General features: G+C 63.9%; 21 protein-coding genes. 9 read left to right on the top strand and 12 right to left on the bottom strand.

Features of this window, described 5'->3' with window-relative positions; genetic code table 11:
- Positions 1-56 precede the first annotated feature (56 nt).
- Together ACR9Y2_RS35510 and ACR9Y2_RS35505 are read left to right on the top strand one after the other, a co-directional pair.
- Positions 57-806 (top strand): hypothetical protein, encoded by a 750-nt coding sequence (locus ACR9Y2_RS35510; protein ID WP_435046646.1) that lies wholly within the window; start codon positions 57-59, stop codon positions 804-806.
- A 13-nt stretch (positions 807-819) separates the two neighbouring features.
- Positions 820-1,443 (top strand): hypothetical protein, encoded by a 624-nt coding sequence (locus tag ACR9Y2_RS35505; protein WP_435046645.1) that lies wholly within the window; start codon positions 820-822, stop codon positions 1,441-1,443.
- 67 nt (positions 1,444-1,510) lie between these two features.
- On the opposite strand, the gene ppdK is transcribed toward ACR9Y2_RS35505, so the two are convergent.
- From ppdK to ACR9Y2_RS35480, 5 genes are all read right to left on the bottom strand, one after another.
- Positions 1,511-4,261: a pyruvate, phosphate dikinase gene (ppdK, locus tag ACR9Y2_RS35500; protein WP_435046644.1), complete on the bottom strand. Its 2,751-nt coding sequence runs from the start codon at positions 4,259-4,261 to the stop codon at positions 1,511-1,513.
- A 41-nt stretch (positions 4,262-4,302) separates the two neighbouring features.
- The gene (gene glyS, locus ACR9Y2_RS35495; protein WP_435046643.1) at positions 4,303-6,411 is read right to left on the bottom strand and encodes a glycine--tRNA ligase subunit beta; all 2,109 of its coding nucleotides are present in this window, start codon (positions 6,409-6,411) and stop codon (positions 4,303-4,305) included.
- Complete coding sequence (locus tag ACR9Y2_RS35490) at positions 6,408-7,325, bottom strand: glycine--tRNA ligase subunit alpha (protein ID WP_435046642.1); 918 nt, start codon at positions 7,323-7,325, stop codon at positions 6,408-6,410. Before ACR9Y2_RS35490 ends, glyS begins: the two co-directional genes overlap by 4 nt.
- Before the next feature lie 9 nt (positions 7,326-7,334).
- Positions 7,335-7,988: a DNA repair protein RecO gene (gene recO / locus ACR9Y2_RS35485; RefSeq protein ID WP_435046641.1), complete on the bottom strand. Its 654-nt coding sequence runs from the start codon at positions 7,986-7,988 to the stop codon at positions 7,335-7,337.
- A 108-nt stretch (positions 7,989-8,096) separates the two neighbouring features.
- The gene (locus ACR9Y2_RS35480; protein WP_435046640.1) at positions 8,097-9,122 is read right to left on the bottom strand and encodes a glycoside hydrolase family 53 protein; all 1,026 of its coding nucleotides are present in this window, start codon (positions 9,120-9,122) and stop codon (positions 8,097-8,099) included.
- A 101-nt stretch (positions 9,123-9,223) separates the two neighbouring features.
- Here ACR9Y2_RS35480 and ACR9Y2_RS35475 point away from each other — a divergent pair, with 101 nt between their 5' ends.
- Positions 9,224-10,000 carry an ABC transporter ATP-binding protein gene (locus ACR9Y2_RS35475; protein ID WP_435046639.1) on the top strand — a complete coding sequence of 259 codons (777 nt, stop codon included), beginning with the start codon at positions 9,224-9,226 and terminating at the stop codon, positions 9,998-10,000.
- Complete coding sequence (locus ACR9Y2_RS35470) at positions 9,997-11,586, top strand: hypothetical protein (RefSeq protein WP_435046638.1); 1,590 nt, start codon at positions 9,997-9,999, stop codon at positions 11,584-11,586. Before ACR9Y2_RS35475 ends, ACR9Y2_RS35470 begins: the two co-directional genes overlap by 4 nt.
- A gap of 5 nt (positions 11,587-11,591) precedes the next feature.
- Here ACR9Y2_RS35470 and ACR9Y2_RS35465 read toward each other — a convergent pair whose 3' ends face one another.
- Both ACR9Y2_RS35465 and ACR9Y2_RS35460 read right to left on the bottom strand, forming a co-directional pair.
- Complete coding sequence (locus ACR9Y2_RS35465; protein WP_435046637.1) at positions 11,592-11,927, bottom strand: hypothetical protein; 336 nt, start codon at positions 11,925-11,927, stop codon at positions 11,592-11,594.
- A gap of 8 nt (positions 11,928-11,935) precedes the next feature.
- Entirely contained in the window at positions 11,936-13,027 is a 1,092-nt protein-coding gene (locus ACR9Y2_RS35460) for a sialidase family protein (RefSeq protein WP_435046636.1), read from the bottom strand.
- A gap of 71 nt (positions 13,028-13,098) precedes the next feature.
- Here ACR9Y2_RS35460 and ACR9Y2_RS35455 point away from each other — a divergent pair, with 71 nt between their 5' ends.
- Positions 13,099-14,244, top strand: a complete 1,146-nt coding sequence (locus ACR9Y2_RS35455) for a redoxin domain-containing protein (RefSeq protein WP_435046635.1) — start codon at positions 13,099-13,101, stop codon at positions 14,242-14,244.
- Here ACR9Y2_RS35455 and ACR9Y2_RS35450 read toward each other — a convergent pair.
- Positions 14,226-16,115 (bottom strand): DEAD/DEAH box helicase, encoded by a 1,890-nt coding sequence (locus tag ACR9Y2_RS35450; RefSeq protein WP_435046634.1) that lies wholly within the window; start codon positions 16,113-16,115, stop codon positions 14,226-14,228. The two genes, ACR9Y2_RS35455 and ACR9Y2_RS35450, sit on opposite strands and share 19 nt — an antisense overlap.
- Positions 16,112-17,284: a DNA polymerase Y family protein gene (locus ACR9Y2_RS35445; RefSeq protein ID WP_435046633.1), complete on the bottom strand. Its 1,173-nt coding sequence runs from the start codon at positions 17,282-17,284 to the stop codon at positions 16,112-16,114. Before ACR9Y2_RS35445 ends, ACR9Y2_RS35450 begins: the two co-directional genes overlap by 4 nt.
- Positions 17,285-17,414: 130 nt before the next feature.
- On the opposite strand from ACR9Y2_RS35445, the gene rfaE1 reads away from it, so the two are divergent.
- Complete coding sequence (rfaE1, locus tag ACR9Y2_RS35440) at positions 17,415-18,395, top strand: D-glycero-beta-D-manno-heptose-7-phosphate kinase (protein ID WP_435046632.1); 981 nt, start codon at positions 17,415-17,417, stop codon at positions 18,393-18,395.
- A 96-nt stretch (positions 18,396-18,491) separates the two neighbouring features.
- On the opposite strand, the gene ACR9Y2_RS35435 is transcribed toward rfaE1, so the two are convergent.
- Complete coding sequence (locus ACR9Y2_RS35435) at positions 18,492-18,878, bottom strand: hypothetical protein (RefSeq protein WP_435046631.1); 387 nt, start codon at positions 18,876-18,878, stop codon at positions 18,492-18,494.
- Between the two features lie 53 nt (positions 18,879-18,931).
- Here ACR9Y2_RS35435 and priA point away from each other — a divergent pair, with 53 nt between their 5' ends.
- The 3 genes from priA to ACR9Y2_RS35420 are packed head-to-tail and all read left to right on the top strand — an operon-like array spanning position 18,932 to position 23,382.
- Complete coding sequence (gene priA, locus ACR9Y2_RS35430; RefSeq protein ID WP_435046630.1) at positions 18,932-21,352, top strand: primosomal protein N'; 2,421 nt, start codon at positions 18,932-18,934, stop codon at positions 21,350-21,352.
- Positions 21,353-21,362: 10 nt separating this feature from the next.
- Positions 21,363-22,133 carry a GNAT family N-acetyltransferase gene (locus tag ACR9Y2_RS35425; RefSeq protein ID WP_435046629.1) on the top strand — a complete coding sequence of 257 codons (771 nt, stop codon included), beginning with the start codon at positions 21,363-21,365 and terminating at the stop codon, positions 22,131-22,133.
- Positions 22,134-22,173: 40 nt separating this feature from the next.
- The gene (locus ACR9Y2_RS35420; protein ID WP_435046628.1) at positions 22,174-23,382 is read left to right on the top strand and encodes a glycoside hydrolase family 172 protein; all 1,209 of its coding nucleotides are present in this window, start codon (positions 22,174-22,176) and stop codon (positions 23,380-23,382) included.
- Positions 23,383-23,403: 21 nt separating this feature from the next.
- Here the strand turns inward: ACR9Y2_RS35420 and ACR9Y2_RS35415 are convergent, their stop codons facing one another.
- A complete protein-coding gene (locus tag ACR9Y2_RS35415; protein ID WP_435046627.1) occupies positions 23,404-24,825 on the bottom strand; it encodes an ATP-binding protein in 1,422 nt (473 codons plus the stop codon).
- A gap of 37 nt (positions 24,826-24,862) precedes the next feature.
- A complete protein-coding gene (locus ACR9Y2_RS35410; protein WP_435046626.1) occupies positions 24,863-26,053 on the bottom strand; it encodes a TlpA disulfide reductase family protein in 1,191 nt (396 codons plus the stop codon).

The following is a 26,053-nucleotide window of genomic DNA, read 5'->3' as shown; positions in this document are numbered from 1 at the left end:
CGGCCCTGTGCGTCATTCCATCGGGCGCGGGTTTTCGCGCAGGCAGGCTGAGATCGATGCGGAAGTGCTGGGCTCTATTGCTGTTGCTGGCTACGGTGTTGAAGGCGGATCTGCGCCTGGACCGCAAGGAGATTCGCACTCCGGCTCCGATGCCGCCGGGCAGCCTGTTGATCGTGGGGTTCCTGGGCGCCTGGGAGCACTGGGACAACGATAAACGGAGTGTCCGGAAGGTGGCGTTGGACCTGAGGAAACAGCGGATTCCCGGGGTCTATGTCGAGACGGCGGGCAATCACGACCGGAAGACTGTCAGGAAGTTCATTCTGGAAGCGCTGGACCAGAACCGCAACCGGAAGCTGGACGCGGCCGAGAAGAAGAGTGTCGAGTTGATCTGCTATGGGCAGAGTTACGGCGGCGCGGCCTGCGTGCGGCTGGCTTCGGAGTTGAAGCAGCAGGGCATACCGGTGCGATTGACGATCCAGGTGGACAGCATCGGGCGCGGCGATGACTGGATCCCCTCCAATGTCTCGCGGGCACTGAACCTGTACCAGCACGATCCGGGGCCGATCCAGGGCGAGGGTCATATCAAGGCGATGAATCCGGCGCGTACGACGATCCTCGGGAATTTGCGGTTCACCTACCTGTTTCGGACGGTGGATATGTCGGACTACCCGTGGATCAGCCGCCGGATGGGCTTGTCGCACTGGAAGATGGACAACGATCCGGTGGTCTGGAAGAGCGTGGAGGCCGCGATCCTGGCCGAGATCGGCGCCTGGTCGGCGGGCCGGGCGATGGCGAGCACTCGTTGAGGAGGAGCCACGCATGCCGCTACAGAATCGTGTGACGCCCGAAGGATTGCTGATCGCGACCGAAGCCCGGGGCACGCTGATGGGCAACCGCGGCGGGGCGATCCACAATGACCAAAGGCAGATCGTGCGGCCCTTCAAAAGCCGGCAATGGATCACCTGCGTGCTGCAGTTCAAAGACCGGCGGCGGGTGGTGATGACGCCGCGGTTGTACACGGAACTGTTCTTCCTGGACGAAGCAACCGCGTTCGCGGCGGGACACCGGCCGTGTGCGGAATGCCGGCGGGCCGATTTCCTACGATTCCTGGGCGTGTGGCCGGGTCGGGTAGCGGGGGAGAAGCTGTATGTGGATGCGATCGACCGGGTGCTGCATGGGGAGCGGGTGGGCGACCGAGGCGCGAAGGTCACTTACCGGGAGGCGCTGGAGCACCTGCCGGATGGAACGTTCGTGCGGCGCGAGGGCGGGCTGTTTCTCGTGAAGGGGGCATCCCTGTTGGAGTGGTCGCCGGCGGGTTATGTCCGGTGCTTTGAGAGGACGGCGGGAGAGGTGGTGGAGGTTTTGACGCCGCGGTCGATGGTGGCGTGTTTCGAGGCGGGTTACGTGCCGGCGGTTCACCCGTCCGCGGCTTTGCTGGGATAGTCCCAAAAGAAGAAGGGCCGCGGCCCCCCAGCGGGGAACGCGGCCCTTTCTTTGACTACGATTCGAACTACGCGGTGCGGTTGGCTTCCGCGGAACCTTCGCTCTTCGCGATGGCCGCCTGGGCAGCCGCGAGACGGGCGATCGGCACGCGGTAGGGGGAGCAGGACACGTAGTCCATGCCGACCTGGTAGCAGAACTCGACGGAGCTCGGGTCACCGCCGTGCTCGCCGCAGATTCCGATTTCCAGTTCCGGATTGGTGGAACGGCCGAGGTCGACAGCCATCTTGATCAGCTTGCCGACACCTTCGCGATCGATGACGCCGAACGGGTCGTTCTTGAAGATCTTCTTCTCTTCGTACTCCTTCGAGAACTTCGTATAGTCGTCGCGGGAGAGGCCCATTGTGGTCTGCGTCAGGTCGTTGGTACCGAACGAGAAGAACTCGGCTTCGGTGGCCACGCGATCGGCGGTGAGAGCGGCACGCGGGATCTCGATCATGGTGCCGATCATGTACTTCTGCTTCTTGAGGCCGGCCTTGCCCAGAACTTCCTCGGCAATGGCCTTGACGATCTTCTTCTGGTTCTCGAGTTCCTCGACGCCGCCGATGAGCGGAATCATGACTTCGGGAATGACCGTCTTGCCCTTCTTCGCAACCTGAACAACGGCCTCGAAGATGGCGCGCGCCTGCATTTCAGTGATCTCGGGATAGGTGATGCCGAGACGGCAGCCGCGGTGGCCGAGCATGGGGTTGAACTCATGCAGCTGTTCGACGCGGTGCAGCAACTGGGGCAGCACGGTCTTGAGCGACTTCACGTCGGGCGCGAAGTTCTTGTAGCGCGACAGCATTTCCTTCTTGGTCTTGATGTCGGCGGTGGGCAGCTTGGCAAGGTCGACCATCAGCTCTTCGCGCTTGGGGACGAACTCGTGCAGCGGGGGATCCAGGGTGCGGATGACGACCGGGAAGCCGTTCATGGCTTCGAACAGGCCGGCGAAGTCCTTGCGCTGCATGGGCAGCAGCTTGGCGAGCGCCTTGGTGCGGTCCTTCACGTTGTCGGTGAGGATCATGGCCTGGACGTGCGGCAGACGGTCTTCGGCGAAGAACATGTGCTCGGTGCGGCACAGGCCGATGCCTTCGGCGCCGAACGCACGGGCAGCCTTGGCATCGCGGGGGATGTCGGCGTTTGCACGAACACCGAACTTGCCGCGGAACACGTCGGCCATCTTCATGAACTTGGCGAAGACGGGCGAATTGGGATCGGGATCCTTGGTGGCAGCCTGGCCGAGATAGACTCCGCCGGTGGCGCCATCGATGGATACCCAGTCGCCTTCCTTGATGGTGACAGTCTTGTCGGCCATCTTCACGGTCGCGACCTTGCCGCGCTCGTTGATCGAGAGGGCGCCGCAGCCGACGACGCAGGGAACACCCATGCCGCGGGCCACAACGGCCGCGTGGGAGCTCTTGCCGCCGACGGCGGTGAGGATGCCCTTGGAGGCGTCCATGCCGTGGATGTCGTCAGGAGTGGTCTCTTTGCGGATGAGGATGACGGGCGACTTCGCCGACATCACAACAGCGTCTTCCGAAGTGAAGGCCAGGCGGCCGACGGCTGCGCCGGGGGAGGCGTCGATACCGGTGGCGAGCTTGGTGAGGGACTTCAGGGAAGCGGTGTCGAACACGGGGTGCAGCAGCTGGTCGAGTTGGGCCGGGGCGACGCGCATGACGGCGGTCTTCTCGTCGATGAGGCCTTCGGTCACCATGTCGACGGCAACCTTCACAGCGGCCGGGCCGGTGCGCTTGCCGTTGCGGGTCTGCAGCATCCAGAGGACGCCTTCCTGCACGGTGAATTCAAAGTCCTGCATGTCCTTGTAGGACAGCTCGAGCTTCGACGTGATGTCGCGCAGTTGGTTGTAGACGTCCGCGTTCCAGTCCTTGAGCTCTGAGATGGGGGACGGAGTGCGGATGCCGGCGACGACGTCTTCGCCCTGGGCGTTGACGAGGAATTCGCCGTAGAAGGTCTTCTCGCCGCTACCGGGGTCACGGGTGAAGCCGACGCCGGTGGCGGAGGTGTCGCCCATATTGCCGAACACCATGGCCTGGATGTTGCAGGCGGTGCCGAGACGATCGGAGATCTTCTCCATCTTGCGGTAGTAGGACGCCTTGGGCGCCCACCAGGACATAAACACCGCGTTGCGGGAGAGCAGCAGTTGCTCGCGGGCATCCTGCGGGAAGTCGCGCTTGGCGTGCTTCTTGAAGATCTTCTTGAACTCTTCGACGATGACCTTGAGGTCGTCGGCGGTCATCTCGGTGTCGAGTTTGTACTTCTTCTTTGCCTTGAGGGTATCGAAAGCATGATCGAAGTGCTCCATCTCGACGTTGAAGGCCACTTCGCCGAACATCTGGATGAAACGGCGATAGCAATCGTACGCGAAGCGCGGATTGCCGGTCTTGTCGGACAGGCCCTTGGTGGTCTTGTCGTTCAGGCCGAGGTTGAGAATCGTGTTCATCATGCCGGGCATGGAGAACTTCGCGCCGGAGCGCACGCTCAACAGCAGCGGATCCGCCGCATCGCCCAGCTTCTTGCCCATCAGGGCTTCCAGCTGATCCAGAGCTTTCCAGATCTGCTCGTCGACTTCCTTCGGCACCTTCTTGTCGTTGTCGAAGAAGACGTTACACACGTCGGTGATGATGGTGAAACCACCGGGCACCGGCACGCCCGCCCGGCACATGGAGGCAAGGCCTGCGCCTTTGCCGCCGAGCGAGTCTTTCATCGTGCCGTCACCCTCAGCGGTCCCGCCGCCGAAGGAATAAACGTATTTGCTCATAGCGCTATCGTGCTCCTGAATTTCTCAGCAGAATAATGAGTTCATTCGGTCGTTGATGAGGTCACGATCTCCGAAAAATCGGCGATCGAGGAAACTTCGTTGTAGAGCCCGCCCAACAGGGCGAGCCGGTTGTCGCGAACGGCCGGGTCGGGCGCGTTCACCAGAATTTTGTCAAAGAAGTGATCCACTGCCGGCTTGAGGGTGGAGATCACATTGAGCGAGGCCATGTAGTCTTCCGACCGGCGGTAGACGGCCACCTTGGCCAGTACGCGGCTGGTCTCGTCGAAAAGTTCGCGTTCCGCGCCCTCTTCGAGCAGCGCCGGGTTCACGGTGCCGCCCTGCCAGCCGGCCTGTTTGAGAATGTTGCGCATGCGCTTGAATGCCGCGGCCAGGGGTTCGAACTCCTCGGTCTGGCGGACCAGCTTCAACGCATATAGCCGTGATTCGATGTCGACCAGGTCAACGGGACCGGCCGCCAGCACGGCGGAGAGCTCGTCGTAGGCGTAGTGCCGTACTTCGCGGAAGTAGTAGCGCACCCGGTCGAGCAGAAACTCCCAGATCTGCTTGGCCAGCTTCAGCTCGCCGTCGGCCGCACGATCCTCTTTGTAGTCGGAACGGATCCGCAGGAAGGTCCGGTTGGTCTCTTCCGCGCCCTCATTCACGATCTTTTTGAGGTTCAGCCGCAGCCGGCCTTCGACAATCGTCTTCACGATGCCCTGAGCCGCGCGGCGCAATCCCAACGGATCCTTCGAACCGCTGGGGATCATGCCCAGCGCGAAACACCCTTCCAGCGAATCGAGCTTGTCGGCGATGGAGAGGATCTTGCCATAATCGCTCGACGGCACTTCGGACTCCATGCTCGCCGGCTCGTAGTGCTCGTAGATGGCCTTCCAGACTTCGCCGGGCTCACCCTGCGCCTTGGCATACAGGCCGCCCATCACACCCTGGAGTTCGGTCAATTCCTTGACCATCTCCGTCATGAGGTCGGTCTTGCAGAGTTCGGCGGCACGGCGCGCCAGGCGGCTATCGAGATTCAGGGCCGCGGCGATGCGGCAGACTCCGGCTTCGACGCCCAGGCGCTTGTCCTTGTAGGAACCAAGCTTGGCCTGGAAGGTGACGTTGGCCAGATCCTCCACGCGATCGGCCAGTTTCTTGCTTTGATCCTGGTCCCAGAAGAAGCGGGCGTCGTTGAAGCGGGCTTCCAGCACGCGCTCGTTGCCCTTGACGACGTAGCCCTTCTTGTCGGCCTTCATGTTCATGATGGCCAGGAAGTGCGGAGCCATTTTGCCCTCGCCGTCGCGCATCGTGAAGTAGCGCTGATGGTGGCGCATCACGGTGGAGAGGACTTCCTGCGGCAGGGCCAGAAACTCGGGGTTGAAGGAGCCCAGGATCGGGGTCGGATACTCGGTGAGGTAGACCAGGTCGTCCAACAGGGAATCGTCGGCGATCAGCTCGAGGCCCTTGCCCTTGAGCAGCTTCTTAATGCCATCCTGGATCCGCTTGCGGCGTTTCGCGGCGGAAAGGATGACGCCGTTCTTCTCCAGGCGTTCTTCGTAATTGGTGTGATCGAAGGCGATCTCGTCCGCGCCCATGCGGCGATGGCCGCGCGACAGGGTACCCGATTGGACACCGGCCAGTTCGAACTCTACGACGGAGTCGCCGAGCATGGCGACGATCCAGCGGATGGGCCGGATGAAGGTCGTGCCGCCCTTGCCGGTCCAGTACATGGCCTTGGGCCACGGGATCTTCGAGATCAGTGCGGGCAGCGCTTCCGCCAGGATCTGCCGGACCTCGCGGCCCTCGATCTTGCGGCTGAGCGCGAAATACTCGCCCTTGGGCGTCACTTCGGTGGAAAGCTCCTCCACCGTGACACCGTTCTTTTTGGCGAAGCCCATCGCGGCGCCGGGGCCGGCGGACTTGGGCGGTCCCATGACGAGTTCCACCCGATCGGCCTGCCGCTCGGGCAGTCCGGCCGCACGCAGGACCAGGCGCCGGGGGGTGCCGTCGAACTTGAGGTCGCCGGGCACCAGTTGATGCGACTGGCACAGATCAAGGAACAGGCGTTCCATGTCGCCCAGCGCGGGCACGATCATCCAATGCGGAATCTCTTCCACACCGAGTTCGAGGAGGAATGGCTTCACTTCGCTCATTGGGCCACCTCGACGGCGTTCAGAAGGTTCTGCTGATCTACCCAGGAGGTAGCCACGCCGACCGCCAATTTGCGGACCCTGGCGATGACGCCGACACGTTCGGTCACCGAAATGGCGCCGCGGGCGTCCAGCAGGTTGAAGGTATGCGAGCAGTTCAGCACGTGGTCGTAGGCGCTGAGCAGTGGGAAGCGCTTCTTCTCATAGGCGTCTTTCTCAGAATCCAGGCCGCGGAACTCGTCGATGAGCCGCTGCGATTCCGCCTCGTGCAAGTCGAAGAGCTTCCAGAGCATGCCGACGTCGGCCTTCTCGAAGTTGTAGACCGAGAATTGCTGTTCATCGCGGAACCGGACGTCGCGATAGGTCGTACCGGCCACCCACTCGATGTCGTAGACCGACTTGCGATCCTGCAGGAACCCGATCAACCGTTCCAGGCCGTAGGTGAGTTCGGCGGGCACCAGATCGAGGTCCACGCCGCCACACTGCTGGAAGTAGGTGAACTGGGTGATTTCCTGGCCGTCCATCATCACCTGCCAGCCGATGCCCCAGGCACCGAGGGTGGGTGATTCCCAGTTATCTTCCTCGAACTTCAGGTCGTGCTGGTCGAGCTTGATGCCGATGGCTTCCAGCGATTCCAGATAGAGGTCGAGGACATTGGCCGGGGCCGGCTTCAGGATCACCTGCAGTTGCGAGTGCTTGTAGAGCCGGTTCGGGTTTTCGCCATAGCGGCCATCCGCCGGGCGGCGGGACGGCTGCACATAGGCGACGCTATAGGGTTTCGGGCCCAGAACACGGAGGAAGGTCTCGGGGCACATGGTGCCGGCACCGACCTCGATGTCATAGGGTTCCTGGATGACACAGCCGTGCTTCGCCCAGAAGCGCTTCAGCTTGAAGATTGTCTCCTGATAGGAATCCATGCGGGGAACTTAGAGAGCCTCCATAAGGGGGACGGTGAGGAGCTTGCGCTCGATATGCGATTCGATCTCGCGGTATAAGAAGCGGCGCAGGTCGGCCGCCGTCTCCTTGGTCCAATCGATGGCGGCCAGGTTCGCCACAGGGTGGGCGGAAATGGCCTGAGCCAGTTCACGGCTGGCGGCACTGACCCGGAGTTCGGGTAGGAAGCCCGACAAGCGCACAGCCCAGAACGTGAAATACATGATGGTGCGCCACACCGCCGCCGGCCTCTGATCGGGCGCCGCCGCGCGCAATTCGGCCAGCACGGCGCCAATCAGCCGGTAGAACCGCTCGTTGGGTTCCGAGGGCGGTAGCAAGTGGTCGCACACCTCCGCGAAATAGTCGAGCGCCACGCCGGCCTCGTATGAACTGGACAGACCGAACTGCGTCTGTATCAGTTCCACGGAGTCAATCCGGACCAACTCGGCACCCTCCCGCTGGTAATAGGAAATCCTCACCTGCGAGAGTCGTTCCAACGAAGATCCGAAGGGACCTTTCGGCTTTCGAGCCCGTTTGGCGACGCCCCGCAACTTCCCCTGATCGCGAGTGTCGAAACTGACAATCAGGTCCCCTTCCTGAAAAGGGTAGGTGCGGAGGACGAACGCCTCACTGACGCGTGCCGGCATCGCTGGCGCTCAAATTCCTTCTCAGGTTATCACACTGAGACGTCTGAATTGGCAGGGCTTTCATGTGCTGTATCCGCATGGGTTCATTGCGCACGGGCGGCGCTGCCACTAGTGGCGCACCCAGCGGTCGAAGACACCGATGACGGGCAGGACGTTGTACTGCTGGTCGAAGAAGCCGCGGCGCTCCAGGCCGCCGGTCACCGCCGGCTCCCACCAGAAGATGCCTTTGCCCAGGCCGTGAGGGGTGGCCACCACCAACCGCTGGACCTCTTCCAGGAAAGCGGCCTGCCCCTCGGAGGTCTCCGGGAACGGTCCGGGTTTCTTCACATACTCGCCGGGGCGGCAGTTGTAGGCGACTTCCACCAGGATGATGTCTTTTCGATACTTATTCGCCATGAAGTCAAGTGTTTCCTTCAAATCCAGCAAGGACCCGTGCCACCAAGGGTAGTATGACTGCCCGATGACGTCGTACCCGATTTCATAGCGGTGAAATTCGTCGAAGAACTCCCTGGTCGCCTGCCAGTCTCCGCCCTTGTCGATGTGGATCATAATGCGCGGGCGCGCTCCATTGCCACGCCCGGCGTCCACGCCGTTGATCCCGGCGCGCACCAGATCCGCGAACTGATCCCAATTGTCCGGCAGTTTGCCATCCGGCCACAGCATGCCGTTTGAGACCTCATTGCCCACCTGGACCATGTCCGGCAGGACCCCGGCTTCCCCGAACGCGCGCATGGTATCGCGGGTGTACTCAAAAACCGCCTGCACGAGTTGTTCGTGAGTGAGCTCCTCCCAGGCCTTGGGGAGGAACTGCTTGCCAGGGTCGGCCCACGTGTCGGAGTAGTGGTAGTCCAGCAGGAACTTGTAGCCCAACGCCTTGGCCGCCTTCGCCATGGCGATGGTGTACTCGAGATTGTTCGGCAGCTCCGTAGGCGTGTGGAACAGCCGCAGCCGGATCCAGTTATAGCCGTGATCCTTGAAGATCTGGAGTCCCGGCTTGGCTTCGCCATTCTCCTTGAACTGAGTGCCCCGATCCTCGGCCTGCTTCAGGAAAGACAGGTCGGCCCCCACGGCATAGTCAGCCGCCTTTGCGTTGAGCCCCGCCAGCAAAATCAACCCGGCAACCGCACGGAACATGGTGACACCTCTCACCGGAACCCTACCACAGCGACACGCTGGAGCCGGCACGAGTAATTCGCCGGGCATTTGTGACTATAATGCCCGCCAGGAGAGAGCAATTGCAGGATCCGATCGTCGTATTCGATGATGTCCGCTTTGGCTACGGCCGGGCCGAGGTGCTGCACGGGATCTCGTTTAGCGTGGGCCATGGTTCGATCATGGGCATGCTGGGACCCAATGGAGCGGGCAAAAGCACCTGCATCAAGCTGATCGCGGGCATTCTTACCGCGGGCATGGGCGCGATCCGGGTCGACGGGCTGCCCCTGCCCGAGCGCGCAATCGACGTGAAGCAGCGCATCGGCTATGTGCCGGAATCCGCCATGCTGTTCGAATCGCTCACGGGCCAGGAGTTCCTGGAACTCTCAGGCCGCCTGCATGGCGTGGAGGAGCCGCTGCTGCAGTCGAGGATCTCCGCGATTCTCGAGACATTCTCCCTGTCTGCCGAAGCCGGCGACCGGCTGAACTCGTACTCCAAAGGTATGCGGCAGAAGATTCTGATCGCGGCTGCCCTGCTCCACAATCCCGACCTGCTGCTGCTGGACGAACCGCTCTCCGGACTGGACGTCAATGCCGCCATTCTCATCAAGGACCTGCTGGCGGCGCTGGCCGCGGCCGGCAAGACCGTCCTCTACAGCTCGCACGTCCTCGACGTCGTGGAAAAGATCTGTGATCGCGTGATGATCATCCACCAGGGCCATCTCATTGCGAACGACACACCGGAAGCCCTGCGAGAGTCCACCAGCCAGGCAACGCTGGAGCACGTCTTCCGGCAACTGACCCACTCAGCCGATACAGACCCCGGTGTCGCGCGCATCGTCGACGCGCTCAGGCCATGAACGCCCTTGACCCTCTCCTGCGCCTGTGCGGCATCGACCCGGTTCGTTACGGGCTGCTGCTCGGCCTGTTCGGCAAGATCAGTGAACGGCGCGAGATGCTGGGCCAGTTGGGCCGCGATGGCTTCACGCTCAAGGCCGCCACGTTGCTCTACGCGGTTATGGCTGCGTTCCTGAGCGTGCTCATGCTGATGGCGCAGCCGACTCTGCCGGGCTACGCGGGCGTGTTCCTTTTCATGACCGGCTTCCTGCTGTTTACCATTCTGTTGACTGAGACCAGCAACAGCCTGGTGAATCCGACGGAAGCGCTGATCCTCGCCCACCAACCGGTGGACGGCGCGACGTATACGGCGGCCAAACTCACGCACCTGCTACGCATCGTGCTCTACCTGGCACCCGGCCTGAACGTGGTTCCGGCCCTGGCAGCCCTGGTTCTGCCCGGCTGTCCGCTCTACTACCCACTGCTGCACTTGGCCGGCGCGATGGCCGTCGGTCTCTTCATCGCCCTGCTCTGCTGTTCGATCTTCGGCTGGCTGCTGCGCATCGCCCCTCCGTCCCGGGTGAAATCGTGGGGTCAGGCGGTGGAGGCGGTTCCCCTGGTCTTCCTCTCTCTGGCACAGTTCGTGCCGCGCCTATTCACCCGCCTGCCCTTCCGGATCGCACTGCCGCAGGATCCCACCTGGCGCAACGCGCTCATTGCTGGCTTCGTCATCGTCGCGTTGGCCGTCGGCATCTCCGGAATCCGCGCCCTCTCCGGCGACTTCCTGATTCGCGTTTCCAGCATGGTACAGGGACGCAGCACTCGCATCCGCGGCAGCAGGCGCTCGCGGCTCGGCGGTCTGGTGGCCCGGCTGCGCGGCGGCCCTCCCGCGCGGGCCGGCTTCCATTACGTCTCGGCCATGATGTGGCGCGACTGGCAGTTCCGCCGCCAGTTGCTACCCATGCTGCCCATGCTGATCATTCCTTTTATCGAGATGCGCCGCGTCTCCTATTCGAGCGTGTTCTCGATCGGATTTACGCCCATCCACCTGGTACCGCACATTACGGGAGCCCTGCTGTTCTTCATCAGCACGCTGCTGGTCTACGGCACCGATCACAAAGGCACGTGGATCTTCCTGCTAGCCCCTTCCGGCAGTTTGCAGGGCATCGCCAATGGGACCCATGCTGCCTTGTGGACGCGCATCATCCTCGCGCCGCACGTACTCCTGCTGCTGGTGACCTCCTGGTATTGGGGAGTGGTCGACGCGCTGTTGTTTGCCGCCTTCAGCATGGCGATGGCATCGTTCTATCTGGGCCTGGAGTTGCGCCTCATCGAAGGCCTGCCGTTCAGCAAACAACCCGAAACCACGCGAAGCCCGTTCATGATGCCGCTGATGCTGGGCGGCGGCCTCGCCATGGCCGCCATCGTCGCCCTTCAATACTTCGTGATCTTCCGCTCGCGGCTGACCGTCCTGGGCGTAACCGCCATTGTGGCCGCCGGCGCCTGGGCCGTGACGCGCCTTTCACTCCAGGCGCTGGGGGAATCCATCCGCTTCCACCTCGGAGTGGTCTCCGCCGAGTCCGGCACGATTTATCACGAGATCGACTGATGAGCTCAGCCCGGCACGGCCGGGATCACCATGCGCTCGTCCGGATCCGAATGAAAGAAGGTGAGCTGGAACGTACCCATCAACTCGGCATCTGGCTTCGCTGCCAGTTCGCCGGCCAGCCGCCGCGACGCTTCAGAGAGCTGCAGGCCCAGTCCCTCCAGCCGCTCAAACAGCAGGGCCATGCACGACGCCGCCATCTCGAACTGGATGCACACCGAAACATTCGAGAACTGCTGAAAGCCAGTCACCCAGCCGCCGGCGGCAACAATCGCGTCCTTCACCTGGCCGGTCACCACATGCCGGTCCTGCTTCGTCGACGCATTGATTTGTACGAACTCCACCGCCCGGCTCACTTCTGATTGACCCGGAACTTCTCCACGCGGTGAAAGGTCAGGAAGTTCGCGTCGTGCCCGCGCGGCGCTCCGCCCTCTTCGTCGTCGAACGCCGTGCGCGACGCCACGATGAGATCCTCGCCATCGAATTGCCAGTCGACATACTGGAACGCGTGCTTCTCCACATCCGGGTGCGACAGCACAATCCGTTCCAGCGTCCAGTGCCGCAGGTCCGGTGACGACAGCAACGCCAGCGTATTCCGCACCGACGCCGGATCCTTGGCCGACCGTTCGTACTTCTCCAGCGCCGGGTTCGACAGAGTCCAGTAGCGCTTGCTCTTCTTGTCCCAGCGAATCGTGAACTTCTTCGCGCCGCCCGGGAACGGCACCAGTCCTTCAAACTCGAACTTTCCACCCTTCAGCTTGACGATCGCGGCCTTCTCGAGATTGGCGACGCGCAGGATATCCAGCATCTCGCCCTTACGATCGACGATGGCATTGCCTTCCAGCCAGTGATCCCCTTCCCCGGCCAGTTCCTTCGGGTACCGCATACGCTCCGTCTTCGTCCAGCTCTTGGGATCCATCAGGTCCGACTTCAGCGGCGCCGAGATCAGGAACGCCTCGAAGAAGCCCCACTTGCCCTGCGGATGAAACTCGAAGCCGCGCCACAGCCGGCCGCCCTTTTCCGCCATCGGCACCGGAGCCGTGTGGTAGCCCGTATCTCCCGTGAGGAACGACGGAGCGCTCCACGTCACACCCCCATCCGCCGACTTTCGGATCACGATCCGTCCATACTCATACGTCGTCCCCATCAGGTAAAGCTGCCCGCGGTGCATGAACAGGTTCGACCAGAACTGATCGGAAAACTCGGCGGTCTTTGTCCACGTCTTGCCCCGATCGGTGGAGCGGAACACGCGCGAAACGGCCGACGTCGATTGCGTCGACCCCTTGCCGAAGAAGTCGTGCGAGGCCACATACGCCCCGCCAGGCACAATCGCGATGGACGGCGATCCGATGTACTGCTGCGTCTTCCCGGGATGGTGATCGATCACCACGCCGGGCGGCGCCGTGGCGGCCTGGCTCCACAGCAAAAGGAGTGCAAGAATCATGGTGACGATTATCCTTCAACTGACGGCCCGATCCGCGATAGGCTGTACCCATTACCAGAGGAGATGAGCCCATGTCGAGATGCTCCGCCTTCGTCCTCCTGAGCCTGGCCGCGGCCGCTTTGGCCCACGGCGAGGAAGACACTCACCGCACGCTGGCTATCGGTTCTCCAGCGCCCAACTTCTCCCTGCCCGGCATCGACGGCCAGACGCACCAGCTCAGCGAATACTCGTCCAGCCCGATCCTGGCCATCGTCTTCACCTGCAACCACTGCCCCACGGCGCAGCTCTACGAAGGCCGCATTAAGAAGCTGGTCGGCGACTACTCCGGCAAGGGTGTCACGTTCGTCGCCATCCAACCCAACGCCGCCGATGCCGTGCGCCTGAACGAATTGGGCTACACCGATGTCGGCGACACCTTCGAAGACATGAAGATCCGCGCCGCCCACCGCCAGTTCAACTTCCCTTACCTCAACGACGGCGAGACGCAGGCCGTCGCCGAAGCCTACGGACCCAAGGCCACCCCGCATGTCTTCGTCTTCGATGCCGAACGCAAGCTGCGCTATGAGGGCCGCATCGACAACAGCCAGAGGGAATCGCTGGTGAAGATCCAGGATCTGCGCAACGCCCTCGACGCCATGCTCGCCGGCAAGCCCGTGGCCGTGCCGCACACGCCGGTCTTCGGCTGTTCCACCAAGTGGCGCTCCAAGCATGCCAGCCAGGTGGAGGAGATGAAGAAGATCGAAGCGGAGCCCGTCACCGTCACCGCCGCGACTATCGACGATCTCAAGAAATTGCGCGCCAACGCGACGGACAAGGTGGTGCTGGTCAACTTCTGGGCCACCTGGTGCGGACCCTGCATCAGCGAATTCCCCGCCCTGGAAACCACCTTCCGCATGTACCGCGGCCGCGACTTCAACCTCGTCACCGTCGCCACCAACCTGCCCGACGAGCGCGCCGGCGTCATCAAGGCGCTGGAAAAGCAGCACGCCTCCAACACCAACCTGCAGTTCGCCTCGGAAGACACCTACGCCATGCAGGCCGCCTTCGATGCCAAATGGGAGGCCGGCGTCCCCTACACCGTCCTGCTGGCGCCCGGCGGCAAAGTGCTCTACCAGAAGCAGGGCGAGGTGGACATCCTGGAACTGCGCCGCGTGATCCTGGGCAATCTGCCGGATCCCGACTACCTGGGCCACCGCGCCTACTGGGCCGCCAGATAGCCCTGCGCTCCGGCCAGCGCCGGATTCTTCCAGTCCGAGGCCGACAGGAACAGCAGCAACCGCGCCTGCGCCCGGCTCAAGGCCACATTGATCAGCCGCGGACCCAGATCCTCGCGGCTCAAAAAGCGGCCCGCCGCGTCCACGGGATCGAACAGGATGGTGTGACGTTCGCTGCCCTGCACCGCGTGCGCCGTCGTGACCAGGACACCGCCGCAGCCCTGTTTCCTCAACAGTTGTTCGATCAGCGCCCGCTGCGCGCGATACGGCGTCACCACCGCGATCTGCGACGGCCGCGTGTCGAGCAGCAACTGCGGCACCAACTCCGCAATCGCCCGCGCGGACTCTTCCCGCACCAGCCCCTGATACAGAGGCGACCACAGCGCCTGGCTCCGCACCGGCGTCACCCGCAGCTCGTGTCCCGCCCGCTCCGCATGCCACTGCGGACTGGCCAGCGCATCGCCCGCCACTCGCAGCCGTCCCTCATAGAAGGCCTCGCTCACCAGCCGGCAGATGGGCTCCGCCATGCGCGACTGCTCGTCCAGGAACTCCGTCGCCTCGCCCTGCTCCACCAGGTCGAACGCCGTCCGCCCCAGCCACCGCACCGCCGGTCCATTCGACGCCGACGCCTTCACCACCGGAGCCAACTGCCTGGGATCCCCGGCAAACAGCGCCCTCCGCGCCAGCGGCAGCAGCGCCAGCGCGTGCGCCAGACTCACCTGGCTCGCTTCGTCAAAGACGATCAGGTCGTACGCGCCCGTGTCCTTCAAATCCTGTACGCCCATCAGCGCCCGCGCCGTCGTCATCGCCGCCAGCCGCGCCCGTTTCAACGCCGCCAGGATCCGCGCCCGCAACTTCGACCGCACCTTGCCCACCGCGTCTTTCCAGGTCGCATACGTCGGCCCGTCCGCGGGATCGGCCGACTGCGCCTCCAGCTTCGACAGCGAGTCCAGCAGGTGCAGGCTGTGCGCCGGCAGCAGGTGCGGCCGCGTCACATACTGCGCCGTGTCGAAATTCGTCCCAATGCGCTGGCACACCGGACGCTCGCAGCGCTGTTCCAACTGCTGATCCACGGCCAGCAGCGCCAGATCCACCGCGGCGTTGGTATTCGCCACCAGCAGCACACGCCCTTCGGGCCGCTGGATGAGGAACTGCGCCAGCAGCGCACCCAGCGTCGTGGTCTTGCCCGTGCCCGGCGGTCCGTGCAGCAGCGAAAACCGCCACCGCGGCAAAGCAAATGCCCGCCGCTGCGCCTGCCTCAGCCAGGGATACGCGGCATCTTCCAACCCTTCGCCGCCGGCCGGATTCGTGCCCGCGCGCATCGCCTCATACCACTCCAGCGCCTGCGCCGACCAGTTCTTGTCCTGCCACAAATCGGCCAGCTTTTGCAGGAACTCCGGCGGATACAGATAGATCTTGCGGCCCGCGCACGGCACCGCCGCACTGGGTCCGCGCAGCCACAGCACGCCCTCCTCCGGCAGAATGGACACAATCTCCGCCGCGCCCTTGCCCGGATCCGGCCACCACGCCCGCGCGCCTTCCAGCGATACATCCAGTTCGTCCGACACCACGCGCAGGCACCAGAGAGGACCGTCCCGGTAAACCTCCTCCACCTCGCACTCCACCGGCCGCGCGCCCGCCTGCCGCTCCGCCTGCACCGCCGCGCGGATCTCGTTCAACACCCGCTGATCCACCTGCGCGCCCTCGGGTTCCGGCGTACTCACCACCACCAGCGGATGAGTCCGCCGCGGCAGCGTCAGCGCACCAAACGAGTCGAAGCGGATCTCCACCCGCTCGTTCCACGCCCGCACCACCGTACCGTGCCCGAACACCGCATGCCCCACCCGCGCGCCCGGTATCGTCTCGGCCGTCATGCCGTTTTCAACTGCAGTTCGTCGCCGCGGCGCACAATCGAGGCGCCGTGTTCCCGCCGCAGGCGGTCGACAATTGCAGCCAGTTTCAAGTCATGCTCGCGCCGCGAGGAATCCGGCGCAAACAGGTCCATCTGCGGCGAAGGCCGGTAGACACGGCCCGCCTTCAACGTCAGCGCCCGCAGCCGCACACGCCGCGTCCACGCCCCTGCCAGCAGCCCCGGCAGCAGCGCGAACGTCTCGCTCTCCAGCGCCGTCGGCTCCGCCAGCTCCAGACTCTTCCGCGACTCTTCGTGATCCGTATACCGCACTTCCAGCGCCAACCGCCGCACCTCCACACCAGCCGCGCGCACCTGCGCCATCAGCCGCTCCAGCATGCGCCGCAACGTCGCCAGCAGCACCGGTTCCTCCCATACGTCTTCCGGAAATTCGAGAAACTCGCTCCACCCCGGCTCCGACACCCGCTTGCGGCCGACAGGCTCCTCGGAAACGCCCTGCGCCCGGCGCAGCAGCGGCAGTGCCCCGCGGCCCAGCACCGTCGCCAGCGCATCAATGGGCGCGCCCGCGAACTGCCCGATGGTGCGCAGCCCTGCCACCTCCAGCGCGTCCAGGGAACCCATCTCCAGCCCCGGCAAAATCCGCAGCGGCAGCGGAGCCAGAAACACACGCTCCGTCCCCGGTGGCACCACCATCTGCGCGCCCGGCTTGCGCAGCCGCGCCGCAATCCGCGCCACCATCTTGTTGCTGGCGATGCCCGCCGAGATCGACACCCGCAGCCACTCGTGCACCGTGCCGCGCAGCTTCGTAATCACGTGCTCGGCGTCCTGCCGGTTCCAACGCTCCGCTCCGGTCAGGTCCAGCCACGCCGCGCCCACCTCAGCCGGCTCCACCAGCGGAGTCGTCTCGCGGCACAGCCCCAGGATCTGGTCGAAAAAACGCTCGTAGAGATCGAAATGCGCCGGCAGCACCACCAGGGCAGGCACCGCCCGCCGCGCCCGCGCCATCGGCCAGCCGGGGAGAATCCCCAGCCGCCGGGCCTCCGTACTCGCCGACAGCACCACCCCGCGCCGCGCGCCGCCCACGGCCACAGGCCTGCTCCGCAACCGCTTATCGGCAGCCTGCTCGATGGAGGCGAAGAACCGGTCGCCATCCCAATGGACCACGGTGCGCATGTTGGCTTTCAGTGTAAATTCTTACACTAAACCAGGGCCCGCGCAAGGCCCGTGTGCACCGCCTGCAGAGCATACTGGATTCTGCCTGCATAGGATACTGGAATCTGCCTGCATAGGATACTGATTCTGGATGTTGAACGCCCGCCGCGCTAATGAATTGATCCGCCGTTTCGCGGATCTCCGGGTCCTGGTCGCCGGGGACCTGATGCTGGATGAGTTCGTCTGGGGCAATGTCGCCCGCATCTCGCCCGAGGCCCCCGTGCCCGTCGTCGAGGTCACCGGCGAGTCCTTTTACGCCGGCGGAGCCGCCAACGTCGCCCGCAACCTGCGCGAGTTCACCCCGGGCGTCAGCGTCGCCGGACTCACCGGAGCCGATCCGGCAGGCGAACGCCTCACCGGCTTGCTGCGCGACGCCGGCATCGACTCCACCTGCATCCTGGAAGACCCGAACCGCCGCACCATCGTCAAAACACGCGTCGTCGCCCGCCATCAGCAGGTGGTGCGCATCGACCGTGAATCGCGCCTCAAGCCCGACGAACGCCAGGCCCGAGACCTGCTCGCCCGCCTGGAAGACGCCCTCAGCCGCTGCGACGCCCTGCTGCTCTCCGACTATGCCAAGGGCTTCCTCACGCCCGAGGTCGCCCAGGGCCTGTGCCGTCTGGCCAAGGGCAAAATCATCACTGTCGATCCCAGTCCGAAGAACCCGCTGTCCTGGCAGGGCGTTACAGCCGTGAAGCCGAACCTGAAGGAGGCCCGCGCGGCGTCGGGATTAGGAGACGAAGCGGAGCCGGAGGCGGCCGGCACGGAACTGCTGCGGCGCTGGGGGACAGAGATGGTCCTGCTCACCATGGGCGAGCAGGGCATGCTGCTCTTCCATCAGGGCGAAGCGGTCTATCACACTCCCACCCGGGCCCGCGAGGTCTTCGACGTCTCCGGAGCCGGAGACACCGCCATCGCCGTCTTCACCCTGGGCCTCGCCGCCGGAGCCTCGCCCGCGGAAGCCGCCGAACTGGCCAACCACGCCAGTGGAGTCGCCGTCGGGAAATTGGGCACGGCGACGGTAAACCCACGGGAATTGGCAGAGAGTGTGCGGGAAATCCACGGGGAATAAACCGGAGCCTACGAATCCCCCCTAACGCAGAAAAGCGGCACCCCAGCCCTCAGGCCGGTGCGCCGCTTCTGCTTTGCTAAACTTTCGCTGCTCGGACTACTTCTTCTTCGCTTCGAACGGCCGGCCCTGGCCGCCTTCGCGCGCTGAGGTACCCTTCAGCGTGTCGCCATCCACCGTGCCTTCATACGCCATGGTCATCTCACCATTCGGCGTACTCGTCACTACGGTGAAGGAAAACTTGTTGCCGTCGATCTTGCCGTTCTTGATTTCGGACGTCATAGGATCGCGGTCGCCCATTTTACGGGTAATCGAACCCGTCAACGTGTTGCCGTCGGCCTTCAGGTCGAACGTCTGCACAATGACCATGTCGTTGCCATTGCGGTTCATCTTCGTCTCGGAAACCCACTTGCCGTCAATCGCGCCGGCCAGGGCAATGCCCGCAAGCATCAGAACACACACACATAGAGTGATGAAAGTTTTCATGGAACAGCTCCTGCAACAATGAAGGAGCCGTTGCCCGTGTCAAAGGTTACTGCGTGCCGACCTTTTTTGAATACATCGACGTCAGCCTGCCTGTCCCTATCGATCGGCCTTTTACCTATCGTTTGCCAGAAACCCTGCGCCATCGCGTCGCTCCAGGGTGCCGCATTATCGTGCCCTTCGGACCCCGCAAGCTCACCGGTGTCATCCTGCGCGCCCATAACGATCCGCCCTCCGTCACCGCCAAGGAAGCCCTGCGCCTGCTCGACGCGGAACCCGTTCTGGAAGAGAAACTTCTGGCCCTCGGCCGGTGGGTGGCCGACTACTATTGCGCCCCCCTGGGCGAGGTCCTGCGCAGCATGGCTCCGCTCACCGGCGAAGTCCGCCACACCCGCGTCTGGGCCCTCACCGACAAGGGCCACTCCATCATCCGGCAGCTTCTCATCGGCGAACCCGGCAATGACACCGCCGTCGACCTGCTGCGCCTGCTGGAACAGCGCGCCCTGTCGGAAACCACCCTCGAACGCAAGTTCCCCGGCGCCAAAAAGCTACTGAAAAGCCTGGAGAAGAAAGGGCTTATCGAGCTGGAACAGAACCTGGCCGAACGCGACCCCATGCGCGCCACCGCCGCCCGCCTGCGCGTCGAGTTTCAGGGACGCCCGGCCGAGGTCAAACTCACCAAGCAGGAACGCGAGCTCGTCGCCTATCTCGAGCTCCACCCCGGCACCCACAATCTGGAGGAACTGGAGCTCCTGGTCAAGGGCGCTTCCCAGGCCGCGCGCGCCATGGCTCGCCGCAACCTGCTGATTCTTAAACCGGAAGCCCTGGCCGCCGACACCGCATGGGCGAAGCCCCGCCACGACCTGAACCCCGAACAGCAGGCCGCCTTCGACGAGATCCGCAAAGCCCTGGACGCCCGCCACTACCAGACGTTCCTCTTGCGCGGCGTCACCGGCTCCGGTAAAACCGAGGTCTATCTCAGCGCCATCGAGGCCGCCCTCCAACTCGACCGCGGAGCCCTCCTCCTGGTCCCCGAAATCGCCCTCACCCCCGCCATGGCGGGCCAGTTCCACTCGCGCTTCGGCGACCAGGTCGCCATCCTCCACTCCGCCTTCAACGACAGCGAACGCGCCGAGCAGTGGCGCCGCCTGCGCAGCGGCCTGGCCAAGGTCGGGGTCGGCACGCGTTCCGCGGTCTTCGCCCCGGTCGCCAACCTGGGCCTGATCATCGTCGACGAGGAACACGACCAGAGCTACAAGCAGGAGGAGACGCCGCGCTACAACGGCCGCGATGTCGCCATCGTCCGCGCCCGCGAGGCCAAGGCGGTGGTGGTGCTCGGCTCCGCTACGCCCAGCCTGGAAAGCCGCTACAACGTCGAACGCGGCAAGAGCCGCCTGCTGGAACTGCCCGTCCGTGTCGGCGACCGCCCCATGCCCTCGGTCGAACTCATCGATATGCGCGAGGAGTTCCTGGAGACCCGCCAGAACGGCCTCTTCTCCCGCAAACTGATCGAGGCCATCGGCGCCAAGATCGAGAGCGGCGAGCAGACAGTGCTGCTGATGAACCGCCGCGGCTTCTCCGCTTCGGTCGCCTGCCGCTCGTGCGGCGAACGCGTCCAGTGCGTCAACTGCGCCGTCGCCCTCACCTTCCATCGCCGCGACAACCGCCTGCTGTGCCACTATTGCAACTTCGCCCAGCGCGTGCCGCAGGTCTGTCCGCATTGCGGCAGCGAGCACATCTACTTCCTCGGCAGCGGCAGTGAGAAAGTCGAGGACGAACTGCATCGCCATCTGCCGCGCGCCCGCATCGCCCGCCTCGATCGCGACACCGTCACCGGAAAAAATCGGTATGAGCAGATTCTCGGCGGATTTCGGGAGGGCAATTACGATATCCTCGTCGGGACACAAATGATTGCCAAGGGTCACGACATCCCGAACGTCACGCTGGTGGGCGTGGTGTCCGGCGATATCGGCCTGGCCATGCCCGACTTCCGCTCCGCTGAGCGGGCCTTCCAACTGCTCACCCAGGTCGCCGGCCGCGCCGGCCGCCACTCGCTGCCCGGCACCGTCCTCATCCAGACCATCAATCCGGATCACTACGCCATCCGCTGCGCCGCCGAACAGGACTTCGGCAAGTTCTACGAGAAAGAGCTGCAGTTCCGCCGCCTCATGCGCTACCCGCCCTTCTGCGCCATGGCCAACATCGTCGTGCGCGCGGAAAAGCAGGAGGACGCCCTACGAATGAGCGGCCAGATCGCCATCCTCCTCGGCACGCCGGAAGAGGGGATCAAGGTCCTGGGACCAGCCGAAGCGCCCGTCCCGCGCCTCAAAAACGAATTCCGCTACCAGACCTTGATCAAAGCCATCTCGCGCCCCAAACTGAATGAACTGCTGAAACGGCTGCGCCAGCACGCCCTGGACGACAAGTGGCCGGCCACGGCCCTGGTGGTGGATGTCGACCCGATGAGTCTTCTATGAGGTTGGGGGTATGAGAGGCTGGGAACGCAATGCGGGCAACCTGTCCGCCTCTCTCTCCTTCTACGGCCCCGCGGAGATGCGCGGCGGCGTGAAACTCATCACCTCACCCGTCACTTATTCCGTCTTCAACATTGCGTTGCTCACCGATCCCGTCTCTGACCTGGAAGGTGAGATGGAGCGCCGCATCCGCGTAGCCGAGGCCCACTACGCCGCCAGGCAGCGCCAGTGGTCGTTCTGGGTTTGCGAAGACTTCCTCGGCGCCCGCACAGCCCGCCGCGTCCTGAAAATCTTCGAGAACGCCGGTCTCATCTGTATCGCCGAATCGCCGGGCATGGAGACCGAGGAGATGCCCGCGCCACGCCGCGAACTGCCCCCGTTGGAGTACCGCAAGGTGGACGACCGCACCACCCGCTCGGACTTCTCGCGCGTCGTCTCACAGTGCTTCCACATCCCCACCGCGATCTCCCAGCGCATCTACGAATCGGGCGAGCCCTGGCACGCGCCGCTGGAGATCTGGCTCGGCTATTTCGACGGTTATGCCGTCACCAGCACCGCCGTCATTGAAGCCGCCGGAGCGCTGGGCATCTACTCGGTCGCCACCCTGCCTTCCTGGCGCGGCCGCGGCATGGGTGAAGCCGTCATGCGCCACGCCGTCGCCGATATGCGGCAGCGCGGTGTCCGCGGCCCGCTGGTGCTGCAGTCTTCCCCCGCCGGACTCGACCTCTACCGCCGCCTCGGCTTCCGCCGCACCACCCGCTACTCCGTCTTTGCTACCGCCTGAGAGACCGCAATAAAAAGGGCGGTGGTACACTTGCGTTCGCATGAAGACCCTCGCTGCCGTACTGCTCGCCCTGTCGTTCACCAGCCAGGCCCAGGAACTCTATCGCAGGCAGCCCGCCTCTCAGACCCGCTGGGCGACGTTTGAAAATCCCAGGGCCGCCAAGGGACAGGCCGCCACCGAGAACAAAGGCGCCAAGGGCCGTCCCTTCCAGCCGCTGGCCGCCGGAGAAACCAAGACCCTGCTCGATGTCCAGGGCAGCGGCAGTGTCCGCCGCATCTGGATCACCATCTCCGATCGCGACCCCGCCACCCTACGTGCGCTGAAGCTCGAAATGTACTGGGATGGCGCCAAAACCCCAGCCGTCTCGGTGCCCTTCGGCGACTTCTTCGGAGCCATCCATGGACGCGCCGTCAAGCTCGAAAACGAGTTCTTCGTCAACCCCGAGGGCCGCTCGTTCAACTGTTACATCCCCATGCCGTTCCGCACAGGGGCCCGCATTACGCTTACCAACGAATCGGGTCACCTCGTGAAGCACCTCTTTTACGACGTCGACATCCTGGCCACAGCGAAGCCCGATCCCGAGGTCCTCTACTTCCACGCCATCTGGCGCCGCGAACAGCCCACCCAACTCGGCCGCGACTTCGAAATCCTGCCGCAGGTGAAGGGCGAAGGCCGCTTCCTCGGCGCGCATGTCGGCGTCATCGCCGCACCCGATCTCACCGGCTGGTGGGGCGAGGGCGAAGTCAAGATGTTCCTGGATGGCGATACGGCCCAGCCCACCATCGCCGGCACCGGCACAGAGGACTACATCGGGACAGGCTGGGGCCAGGGGCTCTACCAGACCCGCTTCATGGGCAGCACCGTCGGTGACAAGGAGACGCGACAGTATGCCTTCTACCGCTACCATGTGCCCGATCCGGTCTACTTCCATTCCGGGCTGCGCGTCACCCTCCAGCAGATGGGCGGCGACACCAAGGCTAACGTGGTCAAACTGCTCGAACGCGGCGCGGCCATTCGCCCCGTAAGCATCGACGTGGGCGGCGAACTCGTCCCCCTGATGGACAAGCCCGAGGGCTACATGCTCGCCACCGATCCGGCGCCCGCCGACAGTTGGGTGAATATGTACCAGCGCCAGGACGTCAGCGCCATCGCCCTGTTCTATCTCAACGCGGCCGAGAACGGCCTGCCTGCGTTGGCCCCCGTCAGCCAGCGCACCGCCGCTCTGCCGCCGCCGTCCGAGGCAAAATAACAGGAGTCAATGCCTGCCGGATCAGGCCGAAATCGGTATCTGTGAAGAGGCTTCCGCCGCGCCGCTGGTCACCCTGCGCAGCCTGGCGCTGAAGCGAAACGTCGAACCGTTCTCCGGGGTGGAGTCCAGCGTAATGCTGCCGCCCATGAGTTCCACCAGCTTGGAACAGATCGCCAGCCCGAGCCCCGCGCCGCCATGCTGCCGCCGCAGGGATCCATCCACTTGGACAAAGGAGTGGAACACCGCGTCCTGCATCTCCACCGGGATGCCAAGACCGGTGTCCCGCACCGCGAATTCCACCATCAACGCCTCCGCGTCCGCCTGCGAATCCGCAGCGCTCAGCTTCGCGTCGACGTAGATCCCGCCTTGCGTGGTGAACTTGATCGCATTCCCTACCAGGTTGATCAGTACCTGGCGCAACCGTCCCTCGTCGCCAATCAGCATACGCGGCACACCGGGCGCGACCCGGAAGCTGAGTTCGAGCCCTCGCTGGTGCACCTGGACCGCGAACATCCGCCGCACCTCGTCCATCAGTGCCTGCAGATCGAACGGATCTTCGAACAGCTCCAGGTGTCCGGCCTCGATCCTTGAGAGATCCAGCACCTCGTTCAACAGCCTCAGCAGCGCGTTTCCGGAGGTCTGCACCATCTCCAGGTAGTCGCGTTGATCCGCGGTCAGTTCCGTATCGAGGGTCAGCCCCGTCATGCCCAGGATGCCGTTCATCGGCGTCCGCAGTTCATGGCTCATGTTGGCCAGGAACTCGCTCTTGGCACGGTTGGCCCGTTCAGCCTCCAGGCGAGCCTGCTCCAGCTCCTGGACCTTCACCTGAATGAGGGCATGGTCGTGCAACCCCGCCCAATAGCAGTGATTCAGATTGCGGCCCTGCCAGATCATGAATAGGCTATAGGCGAGAATACCGCCCGCCAGCACAATGCCGCGCTGCCCCGAATCGATCACCAGCATGACGATTACCGGCAGCGAATAGGCCAGCAGATTCAACCGCAGCAGGTCGTAGTGGGAAATCAGCGTCGCAATGGAGCCCGAACCAATGCCCAGCATCAGCAGCAAAGCAAAGTTGGAGTTCCACGACCCCACCGGATAGTGATACACAGCCAGCCCAAAAAAGGCGCCCCACCCAATCGCCGTGCCAATCACGTTGGCGTGGAGCAGCATCTTGAAATCACCGCGGTCGCCGGCCTCTTCCGGCTTTCGCAGGGTGAGCCGGATCCGCATCACGGTGAAGGCCACCATCCATACGGCCAGCAGGGAGAAGGCGACGGGAAGATCGCGGTAGTAATCCCCACCTAACCCGAGCAGGGCCACGCAGAAAACCTGGGCCATACTCGACACACGGCTGCGGTGCGCCAAGTCCTGATCCGCCCGGCGCTCCAGTGCCGCCTCGGCAGCGGAGACACGGGTCGCACTTCTGGCTTTGAGTACCAAGTTCTACAGATCGCAGATGAGTTGCGATTCTTTAGAATTATTTGAGAAGTTTTTGTACCAGCGATTCGGTTTCTTCTTTTAACTTGCGGTGTTCTTCCGGATTGGCCGGACCGGCGAATCCCGCATGCACCGCTTCCACACGGTGGTCGCGGCCCAGGAACAAGGTGGTCGGGAACGCTCCGAAGCTCGCCAGTTGCGGCAGCTTCCTCTGCACTTCCCCATCCTCCGTAGTGCCCGCCAACAGCACCGTCCAGGGGATGTGCAACAGCCGGGCGAACGCCCGCAACTGCCCCCGATCGCGCTCGATTTCCCCTGTGTATTCAAAGCCTAACGAGATAATTTCCAGTCCTTTTGCATGATACTTACGATAAAGATCAAGTAAGAACGGGGCTTCGTCGTGGCAGTTCGGACACCAACTGCCGGTGATGGTAACGATCACCGCCTTGCCCTGGAACTGCGCATCCGCCAGCGACACCGGCTTGCCGTCGAGATCGTCAAACCGGAAGGCCAGCGGTTCCGCCGGATTCTTGACCGCAATGTACCGCGTGGGGTCTGGCGGCTCCGGGATCCCCATCTGACTGGCCTTTTCCGCGCGCACGCCGCGGAACTTCGGCCCCCCGGTCGTCGCTCCGCGCAGCGTTCCGTCGGCCTGCATCTCGAATTCAACCCGTGTGGCCCGAATCCCGTCAAAATGGGTCAAGATCAGGTGGTTCCCGTCGACCTGGCCGCTCAGCGTCCCAAAGTCGCCGTCGATCCTCTGAATCGTCCCCGTCACCTGGTCGCCCGACTGCCGGAACCGGCCGTCCATCACCCGGACGCCCTGCTTTGCTTCCGTCTCCAGCCGCCACAACCCGGCAAACTGCGCCGGCTTAGCGGTGCTGGGCGCCGGCGATTGGAACGGTTTCGCGGTGAACGGCAGCGTCACCGGACCAACCCGCTTGCGGCGCACGTAACTACCCTTCAACACCCCATTCTCCATCGACGCCTTCAGGACGGAGTCGAAGTAGTCCCACTTCAACTCCAGCGAACCATTGGCGAAAGTGCCGGAACTCGACCAGATTCGCTTCTCACCGTCCAGGATCGCGCCCCGCAGCGGAGCGCTGCCTGCAAACTCCAACCGGAAGGCCACAGGCTGCCCCTCCGATGTCACCGCAGCGTCCCAGATACCTTTGGGCGCTTGTGCCAGCAGGGTTGCCGGTAACAGGAATAGGAGGGCTTGGAATTTCAT

The organism is Paludibaculum fermentans, assembly GCF_051172195.1.
Classification (GTDB): domain Bacteria; phylum Acidobacteriota; class Terriglobia; order Bryobacterales; family Bryobacteraceae; genus Paludibaculum; species Paludibaculum fermentans_A.
Note: the sequence above shows the minus strand (reverse complement) of the source record. Positions and strands in the feature narration are given on the sequence as shown.

Excerpts from the sequence above, each read along its gene's own strand:
- ACR9Y2_RS35470 (WP_435046638.1), top strand. The coding sequence starts at position 9,997 with ATGAACGCCCTTGACCCTCTCCTGCGCCTGTGCGGCATCGACCCGGTT.
- ACR9Y2_RS35445 (WP_435046633.1), bottom strand. The coding sequence starts at position 17,284 with ATGCGCACCGTGGTCCATTGGGATGGCGACCGGTTCTTCGCCTCCATC.
- glyS (WP_435046643.1), bottom strand. The coding sequence starts at position 6,411 with ATGAGCGAAGTGAAGCCATTCCTCCTCGAACTCGGTGTGGAAGAGATT.
- ACR9Y2_RS35450 (WP_435046634.1), bottom strand. The coding sequence starts at position 16,115 with ATGACGGCCGAGACGATACCGGGCGCGCGGGTGGGGCATGCGGTGTTC.
- ACR9Y2_RS35510 (WP_435046646.1), top strand. The coding sequence starts at position 57 with ATGCGGAAGTGCTGGGCTCTATTGCTGTTGCTGGCTACGGTGTTGAAG.
- ACR9Y2_RS35420 (WP_435046628.1), top strand. The coding sequence starts at position 22,174 with ATGAAGACCCTCGCTGCCGTACTGCTCGCCCTGTCGTTCACCAGCCAG.
- ACR9Y2_RS35460 (WP_435046636.1), bottom strand. The coding sequence starts at position 13,027 with ATGATTCTTGCACTCCTTTTGCTGTGGAGCCAGGCCGCCACGGCGCCG.
- recO (WP_435046641.1), bottom strand. The coding sequence starts at position 7,988 with ATGCCGGCACGCGTCAGTGAGGCGTTCGTCCTCCGCACCTACCCTTTT.
- ACR9Y2_RS35505 (WP_435046645.1), top strand. The coding sequence starts at position 820 with ATGCCGCTACAGAATCGTGTGACGCCCGAAGGATTGCTGATCGCGACC.
- ACR9Y2_RS35490 (WP_435046642.1), bottom strand. The coding sequence starts at position 7,325 with ATGGATTCCTATCAGGAGACAATCTTCAAGCTGAAGCGCTTCTGGGCG.
- ACR9Y2_RS35425 (WP_435046629.1), top strand. The coding sequence starts at position 21,363 with ATGAGAGGCTGGGAACGCAATGCGGGCAACCTGTCCGCCTCTCTCTCC.
- ACR9Y2_RS35455 (WP_435046635.1), top strand. The coding sequence starts at position 13,099 with ATGTCGAGATGCTCCGCCTTCGTCCTCCTGAGCCTGGCCGCGGCCGCT.
- ACR9Y2_RS35435 (WP_435046631.1), bottom strand. The coding sequence starts at position 18,878 with ATGAAAACTTTCATCACTCTATGTGTGTGTGTTCTGATGCTTGCGGGC.
- ACR9Y2_RS35480 (WP_435046640.1), bottom strand. The coding sequence starts at position 9,122 with ATGTTCCGTGCGGTTGCCGGGTTGATTTTGCTGGCGGGGCTCAACGCA.
- ppdK (WP_435046644.1), bottom strand. The coding sequence starts at position 4,261 with ATGAGCAAATACGTTTATTCCTTCGGCGGCGGGACCGCTGAGGGTGAC.
- rfaE1 (WP_435046632.1), top strand. The coding sequence starts at position 17,415 with ATGTTGAACGCCCGCCGCGCTAATGAATTGATCCGCCGTTTCGCGGAT.
- ACR9Y2_RS35410 (WP_435046626.1), bottom strand. The coding sequence starts at position 26,053 with ATGAAATTCCAAGCCCTCCTATTCCTGTTACCGGCAACCCTGCTGGCA.